This is a genomic window from Pseudomonas sp. A0308, from assembly GCF_044218815.1.
GTDB lineage: Bacteria > Pseudomonadota > Gammaproteobacteria > Pseudomonadales > Pseudomonadaceae > Aquipseudomonas > Aquipseudomonas iridis.
In genome coordinates, this window is the sequence record NZ_CP162581.1 from 1,879,965 (window position 1) to 1,894,478 (window position 14,514).

Annotated in this window: 11 protein-coding genes; 5 read left to right on the forward strand and 6 right to left on the reverse strand. The window is 58.6% G+C overall.

The window, feature by feature from the left end:
• Positions 1-556: 556 nt before the first annotated feature.
• The 3 genes from ccoM to AB4P92_RS08820 form a co-directional block, all read right to left on the reverse strand.
• Positions 557-670 (reverse strand): cytochrome c oxidase subunit CcoM, encoded by a 114-nt coding sequence (gene ccoM, locus AB4P92_RS08810; protein WP_003222396.1) that lies wholly within the window; start codon positions 668-670, stop codon positions 557-559.
• A 145-nt stretch (positions 671-815) separates the two neighbouring features.
• Positions 816-977: a hypothetical protein gene (locus AB4P92_RS08815; protein WP_164488105.1), complete on the reverse strand. Its 162-nt coding sequence runs from the start codon at positions 975-977 to the stop codon at positions 816-818.
• Between the two features lie 133 nt (positions 978-1,110).
• Complete coding sequence (locus AB4P92_RS08820; protein WP_042558000.1) at positions 1,111-1,452, reverse strand: hypothetical protein; 342 nt, start codon at positions 1,450-1,452, stop codon at positions 1,111-1,113.
• A 240-nt stretch (positions 1,453-1,692) separates the two neighbouring features.
• Between AB4P92_RS08820 and rapA the strand changes: the two genes are divergently transcribed.
• Positions 1,693-4,539, forward strand: coding sequence for an RNA polymerase-associated protein RapA (rapA, locus tag AB4P92_RS08825; protein ID WP_042557999.1), 2,847 nt, complete (start codon positions 1,693-1,695; stop codon positions 4,537-4,539).
• 186 nt (positions 4,540-4,725) lie between these two features.
• Here rapA and AB4P92_RS08830 read toward each other — a convergent pair whose 3' ends face one another.
• The gene (locus AB4P92_RS08830) at positions 4,726-6,075 is read right to left on the reverse strand and encodes an MFS transporter (protein ID WP_042557998.1); all 1,350 of its coding nucleotides are present in this window, start codon (positions 6,073-6,075) and stop codon (positions 4,726-4,728) included.
• Positions 6,076-6,376: 301 nt separating this feature from the next.
• On the opposite strand from AB4P92_RS08830, the gene AB4P92_RS08835 reads away from it, so the two are divergent.
• Together AB4P92_RS08835 and AB4P92_RS08840 are read left to right on the forward strand one after the other, a co-directional pair.
• Complete coding sequence (locus AB4P92_RS08835; protein ID WP_042557997.1) at positions 6,377-6,745, forward strand: YkgJ family cysteine cluster protein; 369 nt, start codon at positions 6,377-6,379, stop codon at positions 6,743-6,745.
• Between the two features lie 144 nt (positions 6,746-6,889).
• Complete coding sequence (locus AB4P92_RS08840; RefSeq protein WP_395599250.1) at positions 6,890-9,172, forward strand: putative bifunctional diguanylate cyclase/phosphodiesterase; 2,283 nt, start codon at positions 6,890-6,892, stop codon at positions 9,170-9,172.
• Here the strand turns inward: AB4P92_RS08840 and AB4P92_RS08845 are convergent.
• Entirely contained in the window at positions 9,063-9,959 is an 897-nt protein-coding gene (locus tag AB4P92_RS08845) for an NAD(P)-dependent oxidoreductase (protein ID WP_210622117.1), read from the reverse strand. The genes AB4P92_RS08840 and AB4P92_RS08845 overlap by 110 nt on opposite strands.
• A 197-nt stretch (positions 9,960-10,156) precedes the next feature.
• Between AB4P92_RS08845 and AB4P92_RS08850 the strand changes: the two genes are divergently transcribed.
• A complete protein-coding gene (locus AB4P92_RS08850; RefSeq protein ID WP_042557994.1) occupies positions 10,157-12,355 on the forward strand; it encodes a hypothetical protein in 2,199 nt (732 codons plus the stop codon).
• A gap of 319 nt (positions 12,356-12,674) precedes the next feature.
• On the opposite strand, the gene AB4P92_RS08855 is transcribed toward AB4P92_RS08850, so the two are convergent.
• Positions 12,675-12,980 (reverse strand): DUF2288 domain-containing protein, encoded by a 306-nt coding sequence (locus AB4P92_RS08855; RefSeq protein WP_042557993.1) that lies wholly within the window; start codon positions 12,978-12,980, stop codon positions 12,675-12,677.
• 354 nt (positions 12,981-13,334) lie between these two features.
• Between AB4P92_RS08855 and AB4P92_RS08860 the strand changes: the two genes are divergently transcribed.
• Positions 13,335-14,462 carry a branched-chain amino acid ABC transporter substrate-binding protein gene (locus AB4P92_RS08860; RefSeq protein ID WP_047300025.1) on the forward strand — a complete coding sequence of 376 codons (1,128 nt, stop codon included), beginning with the start codon at positions 13,335-13,337 and terminating at the stop codon, positions 14,460-14,462.
• The last annotated feature ends 52 nt before the right edge of the window (positions 14,463-14,514 follow it).

Genomic DNA, 14,514 nt, shown 5'->3' on the forward strand with positions numbered 1-14,514 from the left:
ATCCTTGGCTGCGGCGAGGGCTGCTTAGGGTTTCGCCCTTAACCTAAAAGGCTTTGCCCCGGCGTACGGCCTGCCGAAGGGGCAGCAAATCAAGAGCCCCTCACCCTAGGGAGAGGGCTGGCGCGAGGGAAAACCCACCACAAAACAAGAGTCGACCGCACGCTCTTCCCCCACTCAACAGGATGAGCGTTAGCTCGGCTGAGCTTTTGATCTTCAGGCCCGTCGGCAGGCTGAGTGGAGGGATTCATCCGGGGAGAACATCGAAAGGAGGTGCAGCGAAGCAAACCGGAATCGATGCCCTGGATGAACCCGGAGCGAAGGAACCCCGAGCCCCAGCGAGCGGGCCGAACGTCAGGGCAAAGCCTTTTGGGTTACCTTTTCGGCGCTTGGAAAAGGTGACCCGCCGTAAGGGCGGAACCCTACTCAGCCATCACCCAAAAAACGGATATTCACACAGCCCCCCCAACAACCTGGTCGGCCCACAGGCCGCCAAGGCAAAAAAAAAGGGCAACCGAAGTCGCCCAAAATGCCTTGCGTGCTCATCAATCCAGAAGAATCACTTCTTGCGCTTATTCGCATCCTTCCAGATAAAAAATCCAAACCCTGCAAAAAACAGAACCATGAGGCCGACAGTCAGCACTCCGGCAAAAACCACGTTATCGAAAAACATGACTGGCCTCCTGAACCTGCTCTGCTGCGATGGAACTAAGTTAACCAAACACGCAGGCGCAATAATTGACCAGGATCAAGTCCGGCCAACACAGAACGCAAAGGAGGGGAAATAACTGACATGCATCAACGGATGCAGGAGGAGATCAACGCTTTTTCGGCTTGTTCTTCGATTTTTTCTTCGGTTTCCCCAAAGGCATTGCCTGCTCGAAGGCATTGCGCACTTCGTTCAAGCGCTTCTCTTTGATGTCATGTACGCGCTTGGCACGCTCAGAATTGAGGTCGATCAGTTTGTCGTCTTGGCTCATGGCAACATACATCGCTAAAAATAATCACAACTGCCGCGACAACGGCAGGACTGCGCCAATAATGCAGCCTCACGCCAGCGCTGACCAGTCGCCAGCACCAACGCTCTAGAACATTTTATGTAAACGACGAATATCAGATCTCGATATCGACCCACAAACCCTGACGCGGCTGATCTTCCATAAGCGGCACGACGGGCACGGTGTTGTCGGCATTGAGTTCGTCGCCGGGCACGGCGAGGTGTTCTTCAGGGTCTTCATCGGCTTCGCGGCGACGGCGATCGCGCTCCTGCTGGCGACGCTGTTCTTCGCGCAGCAGCAAACCGTCCTCTTCAGGATCACGCTTTTGCAGATCGATCGTGCTTTCGTTCGAGCTTTCCTGCACCGGCACTACAGGAGGAATGTCCGGTCGCTGACGAATCGGATCCTGCTGAGAAGTAACTGGCACAACGCTCAAGGGGAGCATCGGTGGCAACATATAAGAGATCTCCTGTCAGCAGGCTATCGGCTGCGGCGAAGGTGCCTTGAGCCACTGGTCGCAAACTTGTGACAGGGTTGGCACTCACTGGTGCCCCACAACCTTCGCAAACTGACAGATGACCGCATTAGGCGTGCTACACGCTTGTGGCTAAAAACTTGCCGCTGCGCCTAATCCTTTGGCCCTGAAGCCTGCATTCCGTTAAGATAGCCCGCTTTTTCAAGGTGGGAGTCAGGCAGCATGGCGCAGCAGTATCAACCGGGGCAACGCTGGATCAGTGACAGCGAAGCAGAGCTTGGTTTAGGCACCGTTCTGGCACAGGATGGCCGCTTGTTGACCGTGCTTTACCCGGCCACTGGCGAAACCCGCCAGTACGCGCTACGGAATGCGCCCCTCACCCGCGTGCGGTTCTCGCCCGGTGACAGCATTACCCACTTCGAAGGCTGGAAGATGACTGTCCAGCAAGTCGACGACGTCGATGGCCTGATGGTCTATCACGGCCTCAACGCGCAGAACGAAGCCGTCACCCTGCCGGAAACCCAGCTGTCGAACTTCATTCAGTTCCGTCTGGCCAGCGACCGTCTGTTCGCCGGGCAGATCGACCCGTTGGCGTGGTTCTCCCTGCGTTACAACACCCTCGAACACACCAGCCGCCAGTTGCAATCTGCGCTCTGGGGTCTGGGCGGCGTGCGCGCGCAACCGATCGCGCACCAGTTACACATCGCCCGTGAAGTCGCCGACCGCATCGCGCCACGCGTATTGCTGGCGGATGAAGTGGGCCTGGGTAAAACCATCGAAGCCGGTCTGGTGATCCATCGCCAACTGCTCTCGGGCCGTGCCAATCGCGTGCTGATCCTGGTGCCGGAAAACCTTCAGCACCAGTGGCTGGTGGAGATGCGCCGCCGCTTCAACCTGCAAGTTGCGCTGTTCGACGAAGAACGCTTCATCGAAAGCGATGCCGCCAACCCGTTCGAAGACACCCAACTGGCGCTGGTTGCGCTGGAGTGGCTGGTCGAAGACGAGAAAGCCCAGGACGCGCTGTTCGCCGCCGGTTGGGACTTGCTGGTGGTCGACGAAGCGCACCACCTGGTCTGGCACGAAGAAAAGGCCAGCCCCGAGTATTCGCTGGTTGAGCAACTGGCCGAAGTGATTCCTGGCGTGTTGCTGCTCACCGCGACCCCGGAACAACTGGGACAGGACAGCCACTTCGCCCGTCTGCGCCTGCTCGATCCGAACCGTTTCCATGACCTGGCCGCCTTCCGCGCCGAGAGCGAAAACTATCGCCCGGTGGCTGAAGCCGTTCAGGAGCTGCTGGACAAAGGGCGCCTGTCGCCTGAAGCACACAAGACCATCCACGGTTTCCTCGGCAACGAAGGCGAAGCCCTGCTGACCGCGGTCAACGATGGCGACACCGAAGCCAGCGCCCGCCTCGTGCGTGAACTGCTCGACCGCCACGGCACCGGCCGCGTGCTGTTCCGTAACACCCGCGCCGCCGTGCAGGGTTTCCCGGAACGCAATCTGCACCCGTACCCGTTGCCGTGCCCGGACGAATACCTCGAACTGCCGCTGGGCGACCACGCCGAGCTGTATCCGGAAGTCAGCTTCCAGGCGCAGCCGGATGCGAATGAAGAAGAGCGCTGGTGGAAATTCGACCCACGCGTCGAGTGGCTGATCGATCAGCTGAAAATGCTCAAGCGCACCAAAGTGCTGGTGATCTGCGCCCACGCCGAAACCGCGATGGACCTGGAAGACGCCCTGCGCGTGCGCTCCGGCATCCCGGCCACGGTGTTCCATGAAGGCATGAACATCCTTGAGCGCGACCGCGCCGCCGCCTACTTCGCCGACGAAGAGTTTGGCGCGCAGGTACTGATCTGCTCGGAAATCGGCAGTGAAGGTCGCAACTTCCAGTTCGCTCACCATTTGGTGCTGTTCGATCTGCCGGCGCACCCGGACTTGCTGGAACAACGTATCGGTCGTCTCGACCGGATCGGTCAGAAGCACATCATCGAACTGCACGTGCCGTACCTGGAAACCAGCCCGCAAGAGCGTCTGTTCCAGTGGTATCACGAAGCGTTGAATGCGTTCCTCAACACGTGCCCGACCGGCAACGCCCTGCAGCATCAGTTTGGCCCGCGCCTGCTGCCGCTGCTCGAAGAAGCCGACGACAGCGAGTGGCAAGCGCTGATCGACGAGGCGCGCACCGAGCGCGAGCGTCTGGAACAGGAGCTGCACACCGGTCGCGACCGCCTGCTGGAACTCAACTCCGGCGGTTCGGGCGAAGGCGATCAGTTGGTCGAGGACATCCTTGAGCAAGACGATCAGTTCGCCCTGCCTATCTACATGGAAACCCTGTTCGATGCGTTTGGCATCGACAGCGAAGACCATTCGGAAAACGCCCTGATCCTCAAGCCAAGCGAGAAGATGCTCGACGCCAGTTTCCCGCTGGGCGACGACGAAGGCGTGACCATCACTTACGACCGCAACCAGGCGCTGTCGCGCGAAGACATGCAGTTCATCACCTGGGAACACCCGATGGTGCAGGGCGGCATGGATCTGGTGCTGTCCGGTTCGATGGGCAACACCGCCGTCGCGCTGATCAAGAACAAGGCGCTGAAACCGGGCACCGTGTTGCTGGAACTGCTTTACGTCAGCGAAGTGGTTGCCCCGCGTTCGCTGCAACTGGGCCGTTACCTGCCACCGGCCGCCCTGCGCTGCCTGCTGGATGCCAACGGCAACGACTTGTCGTCACGCGTTTCGTTCGAGACGCTGAACGATCAGCTCGAAAGCGTGCCACGTGCCAGCGCCAACAAGTTCATCCAGGCCCAGCGCGATCAGCTGACGCCACGGATCAACGCCGGTGAAGAGAAGATCACCCCGCGTCACGCCGAGCGCGTGGCCGAGGCCCGTCGCCGTCTGGCGGCCGACACCGACGAAGAACTGGCGCGCCTGACCGCGCTGCAAGCGGTCAACCCGACCGTACGTGACAGCGAACTGGTTGCGTTGCGCGAGCAGCGGGAGCAGGGCTTGGCGATGCTGGATAAAGCGGCGTTGCGCCTGGAAGCGATCCGGGTATTGGTGGCGGGTTAAACCACCCTGCTCCACCGCTGAAAACAAGAAGGCCCGCAGTGATGCGGGCCTTTTTGTTTGCCTGTTATTTATCCGCTGATATTGATGGCCTTATCGCTGGCAAGCCAGCTCCCACAGTGATGGAGTCGCCCACAAATCATGTGATCACCTCAGGACCTGTGGGAGCTGGCTTGCCAGCGATAGCGGTTATGCAGTCGCTACTGCAACATCAGGCTCAACCACCGCAACCAACCCCTCTTTCATCCGCTGCGCATCGCGCACAAAACACCGCGCCGCCAAAAACAGAAACACCATGGTCAGGAACAGTGCCACCGGAATCAGGTACATCGCGTCATGCAGCCCGACAGCCTTGAATGCTTCGGTCATCTGCTGCGCCCCGGCTGCCAACATCGCCGTGTGCGCGAAATGATCCGACAACCCGCCTACCACCACCGGTCCCAATCCTCCGCCCAGCAAATACAAACCGGCAAAGAACAACGCCATCGCCGTGGCCCGCAGGCGCGGTTCGACCACGTCCTGAATCGCCGTGTACACGCAAGTGTAGAAGTTGTAGGCAAACAGCCAACCCAGGCTGAATACCGCAACAAACAGACCTATCTCGATCCGTCCGGCGTGCAGCGCCCACGCCGTGCACAGTGTCGAAATGATCAGGCTGAATGCCGCAAACAACAGACGACCGTTAGCCACCCGCTGGTGGATTTTGTCGGCAATCCAGCCGCCAAGGGTCAAACCGATCAGCCCGGTCACGCCGACGATCACACCGGTCGCCACCGCCGCTTCCTGCAACGGCATCAGGAAATAACGCTGCAGCATCGGCACCAGAAACGAATTGCAGGCATAAGTGGCAAAGTTGAAGCACAGCCCCGCCATCACCAGCCACAGGAAGGTCGGCACAGCGAGGATCCGGCGGATCGGCTTGTCGACTTTCTCCTGCGACACCTGCACGCTTTCCGCCGCCCCGCGCTTGGGTTCCTTGATGAAAAACATGAACACTGCCAGCAACAAGCCCGGCACGGCGGCGATAAAGAATGGTGCGCGCCAGCTGTCGAACGCCTTGACCATCCAGCCGATGGTGAAGAACGCCAGTAGCAACCCCAGCGGCAGCCCCAGCATGAAGATGCCCATGGCCCGCGCCCGGCGATGAGCCGGGAACAGATCGCCGATCAACGAGTTGGCGGCCGGCGCATAGCTGGCCTCACCAATGCCGATGCCCATTCGCACGATCAGGAAACTCCAGAAACTGCCGACCAGCCCGTTGACGGCGGTCAACGCACTCCATGTCGCCAGCCCCCACCCCATCAGTTTGCTGCGTGAACCCGTATCAGCCATGCGCCCAAGCGGCAACCCGGCGATCGCGTAAACAATGGTGAATGCCGTACCGACGATGCCCAGCTGAAAGTCGCTGAGATGCCATTCCATGCGGATCGGCTCGATGATGATCGCCGGAATGGTGCGGTCGAAGAAGTTGAACAGGTTGGCGAGGAACAGCAGGAACAGAATGCGCCAGGCATTCGCCGCTTGGGTCGAGTTCTGCATGGGTCCGTCTCTTTATTGTTATAGGGCTTCACTGCCAACGCATCCGAGCCCGGAACCTGCAATCTAGTCAGCGCTGTGGCGGCTGTCTGTGATCATTCGTCTGCCTGATATAGGGCCATGTCACTGTAACGAAACGTAAGCCCTTGATAAGTCTGCAATCCCCTTGAATCCGGGGCTTTTCCGGCAAAACCTTGCCATAAAAAAATAGTTTCAAGCCCCCCTTCCCATTGCCGTTGCGAAGCCTAGAATGGCCACCGGATCCGTCCGGATCTCCCGATCAATCCCTTTGATACCCTCCCCAATGTCCGAAGTCAGTCCGTGTCTGAATTGCGGTGCCTGCTGTTCCCATTTTCGCGTGTCTTTTTTCTGGGGTGAATGTGCTTCGTCCGGGGGTACAGTGCCCGATGAGCTGGTGACTCAAATCTCTCCCAGCCGGGTGGCGATGAACGGCACCGACTGCAAATCGCCTCGATGCACCGCATTGGAGGGTGACGTTGGCAGCACCGTGAGCTGTTCGATTTATGACAAACGCTCCAGCACCTGCCGTGAATTCGAGTCGTCTTGGGAAAACGGCGAGCAAAATGTCGATTGCGACAAGGCGCGCGCCCGTTTCGGACTGCCTCCCTTGCAACCGGACTGGGCCGAAATCCCCTTTGAGAAGAGCGCCTGACCCTTAGCGCCAATCGCTATGACGCTAATGCCGAAATCATTAGCACCAATGTGCCACTACCGCTTGCTCCCCGAAAACCGCCTCTATACTTCTGTCTTCAGCCAGCGTTAACCGCGCGGTAGGACTTCAGAGACGGGGCGTGCTATGGAGTGGCTTGGTTTGCAGTTCGTTACCGAGCTGCCGGAGAGCGGGCAGGTCATTCTTGATTGCACACATAATCCCTTGCTGGTGCTGGTGGCCTATCTGGTTGCTTGCGCTGCGAGTTTTGCCACCCTCGATATGGCCGAGCGGGTTGCCCACGCCGACGACCCGAGTTCCCAGCGATTGTGGCGCTGGATAGGCGCCACCTGCCTGGCCGGCGGCATCTGGGCCATGCATTTCATCGGCATGCTCGCCTTTCAGGCGCCGATTGAAATCCAGTACGACCTGCCGATCACCCTGTTTTCCCTGTTGATCGCCCTGCTCGCCTCGTGGCTGGCGATGTACACGCTGAGCCATGCGCAGCCGAGCCTGGTGCTCTACCTGAAAACCGCACTGCTCATCGGCCTCGGCATCGCCGGCATGCATTACGTGGGTATGGCCGCCATGCAATCGCGCGCCACTGCGTACTACGAACCGTCCCTGTTTGCGCTGTCGATAGCTATCGCCATCGGCGCCAGTTTCGCCGCGCTGCGGGTAGCCGGTTACTTGCGCGAAGGCAGTGGCATGGCTCATCAACTGCTCAAATACAGCGCGGCGCTGATACTCGGCGCGGGCATTTTCAGCATGCATTTCACTGGAATGGCAGCCCTGCAACTGGTGTTGCCCGAGGGCAGCCTGCCCGCGACGCCCGTCGATACCAGCCAACTGCAACTGGGCCTGACAGTCGCGCTGATCATCCTGTTGATTCTGAGCAGCGCGATCAGCGCGGCGCTGTTCGACAAGAAACTGCAGAACAAGGAAAACGACCTGCGCCGGGTCAACGCCCTGCTCAGCCAACTTGATCAGGCACGCATGGCGCTGCAACAAGTGGCCAACTACGACGCCCTGACCAACCTGATCAACCGCCGCGGCTTCAATCAGATCTTTGCCGAGAAGCTCAGCCAGAAAACCACCGAAGGCGGCATGCTCGCGGTGATGTTTCTCGACATCGACCACTTCAAACGCATCAACGACAGCCTTGGCCACGACGCCGGTGATGCCCTGCTCAAGGTCATTGCCAATCACATCAAAGGTTCGGTGCGCAGCCATGAAGATGTGGTCGCGCGTTTCGGCGGTGACGAGTTCTGCATTCTGATCAGCCTGCGCGACCGCGATGAGGCGCGCAACATGGCCCAGCGGATCATGGCCAAGATGAAGGAGCCGATAGAACTGGCCGGACGCCGCATGGTGATGACCACCAGCATCGGCATCAGTCTGTTTCCTGAAGATGGCAGCACCTGCGAAGAATTGCTCAAGCACGCCGATCTGGCGCTGTATCAGTCCAAGGGCGCCGGGCGCAATGGCCTGCACTTTTTCAGTTCCAGCCTGAAAAACCGCGCGACCCTCGAATTGCAACTCGAAGAAGAACTGCGCCACGCACTGCGCGAAGAAAACGGCCTGACGCTGTATTACCAACCGATCTTCGAACTGAAAACCGGTCGGGTGACCAAGCTCGAAGCGCTGATCCGCTGGCAGCATCCGATTCGTGGTCTGCTGACACCTGACTCTTTTATCAGCATCGCGGAAAACAATGGCCTGATTGCCGAGCTGGACAACTGGGTGCTGCGCCGGGCCTGCAAGGACCTGGGCGAGCTGTCGAAACATGGCTGCGAAGAACTGAAAATCGCCTGGAACTGTTCGCCGTTGAACCTCGCTCGCGAAGAACTGGCCGACGAAATCGAAAATGCGTTGCGCACCGCTGGCGTCGCTCCGGAACGTCTGGAACTGGAAGTCACCGAAAATGCCTTGATGGGCAATATCGCCGATACTCTGGTGCTGTTGCGGCAGATCCGCGCCCTCGGCGTGTCGCTGTCGATCGACGACTTCGGCACTGGCTACTCGTCACTGGCTTACCTCAAGCGCTTGCCGCTCAACACGCTGAAGATTGACCGTTCGTTCATCCTCGACATTCCCAAGGCGACGGCAGACATGGAGATCGTCCAGGCGATCATCGTCATGGCCCACACCCTGCATTTGCAGGTGGTCACCGAAGGCGTCGAAAGCCTGGAGCAGTACGAATTCCTCGAACGCTCCGGCTGCGATTTCATTCAGGGTTACTTGCTCAGCCGCCCGGTGCCGCTGGACGAGCTACGCCCGGTGCTGGAAGAAATCAATCAACGCAAACAATCACACTCGGTCAATCCGTTGATTCTGGCGCGCGGTACATTTGCACCAGTGTCGCTGGATCTTGCTCCAAAAAGCCTTGCGCCCCATGCAGGCGCATCAGTTGTGCGGCCAATCCGCTGATCGGCGTGGCCGAGCCTTGCTCGCGAGAGAATTTCACGGCGGTGTCGAGATCCTTGAGCAGCGTGCGCACGTGCCACTTCACCGGTTCGAAACGGCTCTCGGCCATTTGCGGGGCGAGGATCTGCAACGGTTTCGAATCGGCAAAACCACCGGCCAACGCTTCAGCGATCAAGCGCGCATCGACCCCGGCCTGCTCGGCCAGTGCCACCACTTCAGCGATCACCAGCGCATTGCAGGCGACGATCATCTGATTACAGGCCTTGGTCACTTGACCGGCACCCACGCCGCCCATGTGCGTAACGCGCTGGCCAAGATTGAGCAGCACCGAGCGTACGCGCTCAAGATCTGCCGCCTCACCACCGACCATGATCGCCAGACTGCCGGCCTCGGCGCCGACCACCCCGCCTGACACCGGAGAGTCGAGCCAGGCCATGCCGGTTTGACTCAGCAATTGCGCGGCCATCTCTCGAGTGGCCGTAGGTTCGAGACTGGAAAAATCCACCAGCAACTGACCGCCCTTCGCGCCCTCGGCGACACCGGCCGGGCCAAATACCACCTCGCGCACCACGGCGGTATCCGCCAGGCACAACATCACCACGTCGGCGTGTTCGCACAGTTCAGACGGGCTGGCGACCTGTCGGGCGCCGGCCGCGACCAGTGGCGCGCACTTGGCCGGATTGCGGTTCCACACCGTCAGCGGATAACCCGCCGCCAGCAGGCGTCGGCACATCGGCAGGCCCATCAGGCCAATTCCGGCAAACCCCAACGATGGTAGCGATGACATCATTTAGCCTCCTTTTGATTAAAGATCGCCGAATAATGGCCGATTCATCAACGATCAGGAAAGGATTCCCCCCAAGCGACAGTCAGGCCAAGTCCCTGACGCTAGGGCCAAATTCGCGCAAAAAAGACGCGACATCTTATTCCGTGAGGTTCGCTGACATTCAGTCACCGGACCAACCCAGTCCAGGTACATGGCGCACAATGACTTCTAAAAATAATCCCGCCACAGCGGTATCCGATCTGACCTTGAGCCCGGCCGCCAACAGCCCGTCATCGTCCAAGCCATTGGTTCCCTCGCGCCCGCTGTCGACCCAGCAATACCTGTACTTCACCGAAACCAACACCGACCGCATCCTCGACAACCTCGACGGTTTGCGCGACATGGTGTTCCCGCGCCCGCCGCATCTGGAAGGCGACAACGAGCAGCACAGCGATCAGGAATTCCCGTCGGTGTGCCTGATCGGCCTCGGTCGCTGCGGCTCCAACATCGCCCTCGATGTGGCGGAGTTGGTGTACAACGCGCGCAAGTTCTACCTCAATGAATTCAACAACGAAGACCGTGCAGGCGACCGGCGTTCGGCCGACAAGGGCTACAGCCCGGCGCAGTGGATCAAAAACAACCTGCGACTTGGCACCAGCAAAGCGAGCAAACCGGTGTTCCTGGTGGAACCGCTGGTCATGCTCGGCGACCTCGACAAAGACATCGCCGGACGCATCCGTTTCTCGCGCAAGAGCGAAAAGAGCGGCTTCCTGCGCGACTACAGCAAAATGAAAATCATGGACCTGTCCGAAGTCCACGCCGGTGGCGCCGGTAACGCGCCGATCCTCGGCCAGTATCTGGCGAAGATCATCCTCAACAAGGACACCCAGCGCTTCTCCAGTCCAGACTGGAAAATGATCCACTCGTACCTGATCGACAGCTGCGGCATCAAGGCCAACCAGTCGCGCCTGTACTTTTCGATCTTCAGTGCCGGCGGCGGTACGGGTTCGGGCATGGCCTCGGAGTTTGGCCTGGCCCAGCAGCATTCGTACATGAACAAGACGTTCGACACCAAGCCGATGGATGAGCACGACGGCAAGAGCGGTCATTCGTTCGTGTTCGAGCCGATCTTCACCAGCGGCATCTGTGTGCTGCCGAACATTTCCGACCACCGCAGCGAAATGTCCGAGGCGCTGCACATCAACGCCGGTCGCCTGCTGTGCAAATACCTTTCGGAAGAATGGGATTTCTCCTACAACTTCGCCAATGAAGACAGCAGCGAAGCCAGCGTCATGGGCCGTATCCGCCCATGGAACGCGATGATGCTGATCTCCAACGACATCATGCGTTACGCCGAAGAAAACGATGACGGCAACATCCAGAACATTGATGTCAATGCGATGGAGAAACACGCCAATCAGTACATCTCGCAGCAGATCTTCAACATTCTGACGGCGCAGGCAGTCACCACCGACTACGACCAGAACTACTTCCGTCGCGCCGGCATCGACATCGGCGAAACCATTCGCCTCGACGCCAACGACCTGTTCATGAGCCTGGCCGGCCCGGTGGCGATCGCCTACGCCGAATCGGTGGTGCCGGAAACCCCGCCGCCGAGCAGCGACAAGTTCAAGGTGTTCGATAAAGAACCGCAGCGTCTGAACATCGACGACTTGTTCTTCCGTTCGATCGACCTGCCGCACTTCAACAAAGTCACCCAGGCCATTGAAGGCATCAGCCTGTTGCCGATCGAGTCCAAGCGCTATCGTGCCTCGCTCGAACAGTACAAGAATTCCGGCTACGATGCCGCTGCCTTGCACGACCTGCATTTCTTCAAGAACTGCTCGTCGGTGGTGTCGATCGTTTCGCTGCCCAAAGACTACAAGCTGTCGTACATGGATCTGAACCGGTTGAAGACGCACCTCAACAGCCTGTTCCCCAATACCACGCTCAAGCGCTACGCACTGGTGATCGGTGCCTCGGCCAACCTGTCCCTAACCACCTTGATCGCCAAGAGCCCGTGCCTGTCGGACGACTTCCTGACACTGATCGTCGCGTTCATCAAACGCTGTTTCGCGAAAAATCCGTACCGTTTCGACGAAACGCTGGATAACTCGATCCTCGACTTCATCATCAATGAAGAATTCGACGAAGACCGCATCGACGAACTGCTCAACGAGTTCGAAAACCCGGCGAAGATCCTCGACACCAACTGGTACGCGATCAAACCGATGTACGAAAAGAAGTACCGCGAACTGATCAACGATAAAGAGAAGTTTGTCTCGATCAACGACATTCGTCTGTCGCGTGATTGCGTGAAGAAGTCGATCAAGTACCTGCGCGAGATCTACCGTCACCGGATTGGCAAGACCAAGGTTATTTCGCTGAATAACCATACCGGGAAGTCGTTTACGGTCTGACTCCAGACCGAGTTGCCGCAATCGCTGGCAAGCCAGCTCCCACAGGTTTTGGGTCGTGCGCAGGTTGTGTGTTCAACAACGACCCTGTGGGAGCTGGCTTGCCAGCGATGAGGCCATCAAATTCACTGAAAATTTCAGCCGATCCAACATCCAGAAACAATTAAGCAGCCGTCAGGCGGCTTACTAAACTGTGCTCGTTACGTTTACGTCACCGTTATGCCACCCCTGCCTGTGGCGAATCTCTACGGCAACGTGCCATCACGCTACTCGGCTACACACTTTCTTTGGATGAGGTCGCGCACCAATAAGGTGCGCACGCTTATTCGCCTGCCCTTTCCTGGATCAAAATCCACGGGCTGACCACCACGGCCCACAGCACAGGGTCACGCTCGAAAAGATCCAGCGCCCGCGATTCAGACAGCTTGGCGACCTTGTCTTCGGCCAGCCAGGCAGCGACTTTCTCGCCTTCATCAGAGGCCACGGCTTCGGCGGCGGCGATCAGATCCAGGCTCGGGTCGACCCACAATAGGGCACCCTTGGCGAAGAACGGCTCCAGCTCCTTCCAGGTAATAGATGCGGTTTCACCAAGCAGCTTGGCATAGAGGGTGCTAGGTTCTTGGTTCATGGGTTCTGTCCGGAAAAGAAATCGACGCGAATAATAACGTCGGTGGTCCGCCAGAAAAACCCGGTTGCAAAAAGCTGCACCGAACGAAAAGCGCAGGAAGGCCAAGGAATGCTGTTGATTGGGATATATGCCCACGAACGCCCCGCCGCAATTCTGTCTTTTTCATTCAAAAATGCGACACCCTCAAGTTTTGTCCCTCGGCGCCTGCTTCCCAGGCCAACAACCGGCGCTCTACACTGTACCGGTACAGTTGCCGAGGGCATTTCCGGAAGGTATCGCAAAGATATCTGACCCGGTTCTGCTGCTACGGCGCCAGAACTCAAAAAAAAATTACAACAGTAAGAGTGGAGCACTATGACTAAGGCTACTAAGCAGATTTCCAAACTGTTTGCCGCTATGGTTCTGGCCGGGGTTGCCAGCCATTCGTTCGCAGCTGACACCATCAAAATCGGTATCGCCGGTCCAAAGACCGGTCCAGTAGCCCAATACGGCGACATGCAGTTCAGTGGCGCGAAAATGGCCATCGAACAGATCAACGCCAAGGGCGGCGTCGACGGCAAGAACCTCGAAGCCGTTGAATACGACGATGCCTGCGATCCAAAACAAGCGGTAGCGGTTGCGAACAAGGTCGTCAACGACGGCGTCAAGTTCGTGGTCGGTCACCTGTGCTCCAGCTCCACTCAACCGGCTTCGGACATCTACGAAGACGAAGGCGTGATCATGATCACCCCGGCTGCCACCAGCCCGGACATCACCGCCCGTGGTTACAAAATGATTTTCCGTACTATCGGTCTGGACAGCGCCCAGGGCCCTGCCGCCGGTAACTACATCGCCGACCACGTCAAACCGAAAATCGTCGGCGTGCTGCACGACAAGCAGCAATACGGTGAAGGCATCGCCACTGCCGTCAAATCGACCCTTGAGAAGAAAGGCACCAAAGTTGCCGTGTTCGAAGGCGTCAACGCCGGCGACAAGGACTTCTCGGCAATCATTGCCAAACTCAAGCAAGCCAACGTCGACTTCGTTTACTACGGCGGCTACCACCCGGAGCTGGGCCTGATCCTGCGCCAGGCTCAGGAAAAAGGCCTGAAAGCCAAGTTCATGGGTCCGGAAGGCGTGGGTAACGACTCGATCACCCAGATCGCCAAAGACGCTGCCGAAGGCCTGCTGGTGACCCTGCCGAAATCCTTCGACCAGGACCCTGCCAACATCGCCCTGGCTGATGCATTCAAAGCGAAGAAAGAAGATCCGAGCGGCCCGTTCGTGTTCCCGTCCTACTCGGCCGTGACCCTGATCGCCGAAGGCATCAAGGCTGCCAAGTCCGAAGACCCGACCAAAGTGGCGGAAGCCATTCACGCCGGCACCTTCAAGACCCCGACTGGCGACCTTAGCTACGACGCCAAGGGCGACCTCAAGGACTTCAAATTCGTAGTCTACGAGTGGCACAACGGCAAACCTAAAACTGAAGTTTCGCCTCAGTAAGGCATTGCCAGACTGACTGCCAATAAAGCCCACGGCGTGCCGTGGGCTTTGT

Bases quoted from the DNA above. Each gene is read 5' to 3' on its own strand.
- ccoM (WP_003222396.1), bottom strand. From the start codon at position 670: ATGTTTTTCGATAACGTGGTTTTTGCCGGAGTGCTGACTGTCGGCCTC.
- AB4P92_RS08815 (WP_164488105.1), bottom strand. From the start codon at position 977: ATGAGCCAAGACGACAAACTGATCGACCTCAATTCTGAGCGTGCCAAG.
- AB4P92_RS08820 (WP_042558000.1), bottom strand. From the start codon at position 1,452: ATGTTGCCACCGATGCTCCCCTTGAGCGTTGTGCCAGTTACTTCTCAG.
- rapA (WP_042557999.1), top strand. From the start codon at position 1,693: ATGGCGCAGCAGTATCAACCGGGGCAACGCTGGATCAGTGACAGCGAA.
- AB4P92_RS08830 (WP_042557998.1), bottom strand. From the start codon at position 6,075: ATGCAGAACTCGACCCAAGCGGCGAATGCCTGGCGCATTCTGTTCCTG.
- AB4P92_RS08835 (WP_042557997.1), top strand. From the start codon at position 6,377: ATGTCCGAAGTCAGTCCGTGTCTGAATTGCGGTGCCTGCTGTTCCCAT.
- AB4P92_RS08840 (WP_395599250.1), top strand. From the start codon at position 6,890: ATGGAGTGGCTTGGTTTGCAGTTCGTTACCGAGCTGCCGGAGAGCGGG.
- AB4P92_RS08845 (WP_210622117.1), bottom strand. From the start codon at position 9,959: ATGATGTCATCGCTACCATCGTTGGGGTTTGCCGGAATTGGCCTGATG.
- AB4P92_RS08850 (WP_042557994.1), top strand. From the start codon at position 10,157: ATGACTTCTAAAAATAATCCCGCCACAGCGGTATCCGATCTGACCTTG.
- AB4P92_RS08855 (WP_042557993.1), bottom strand. From the start codon at position 12,980: ATGAACCAAGAACCTAGCACCCTCTATGCCAAGCTGCTTGGTGAAACC.
- AB4P92_RS08860 (WP_047300025.1), top strand. From the start codon at position 13,335: ATGACTAAGGCTACTAAGCAGATTTCCAAACTGTTTGCCGCTATGGTT.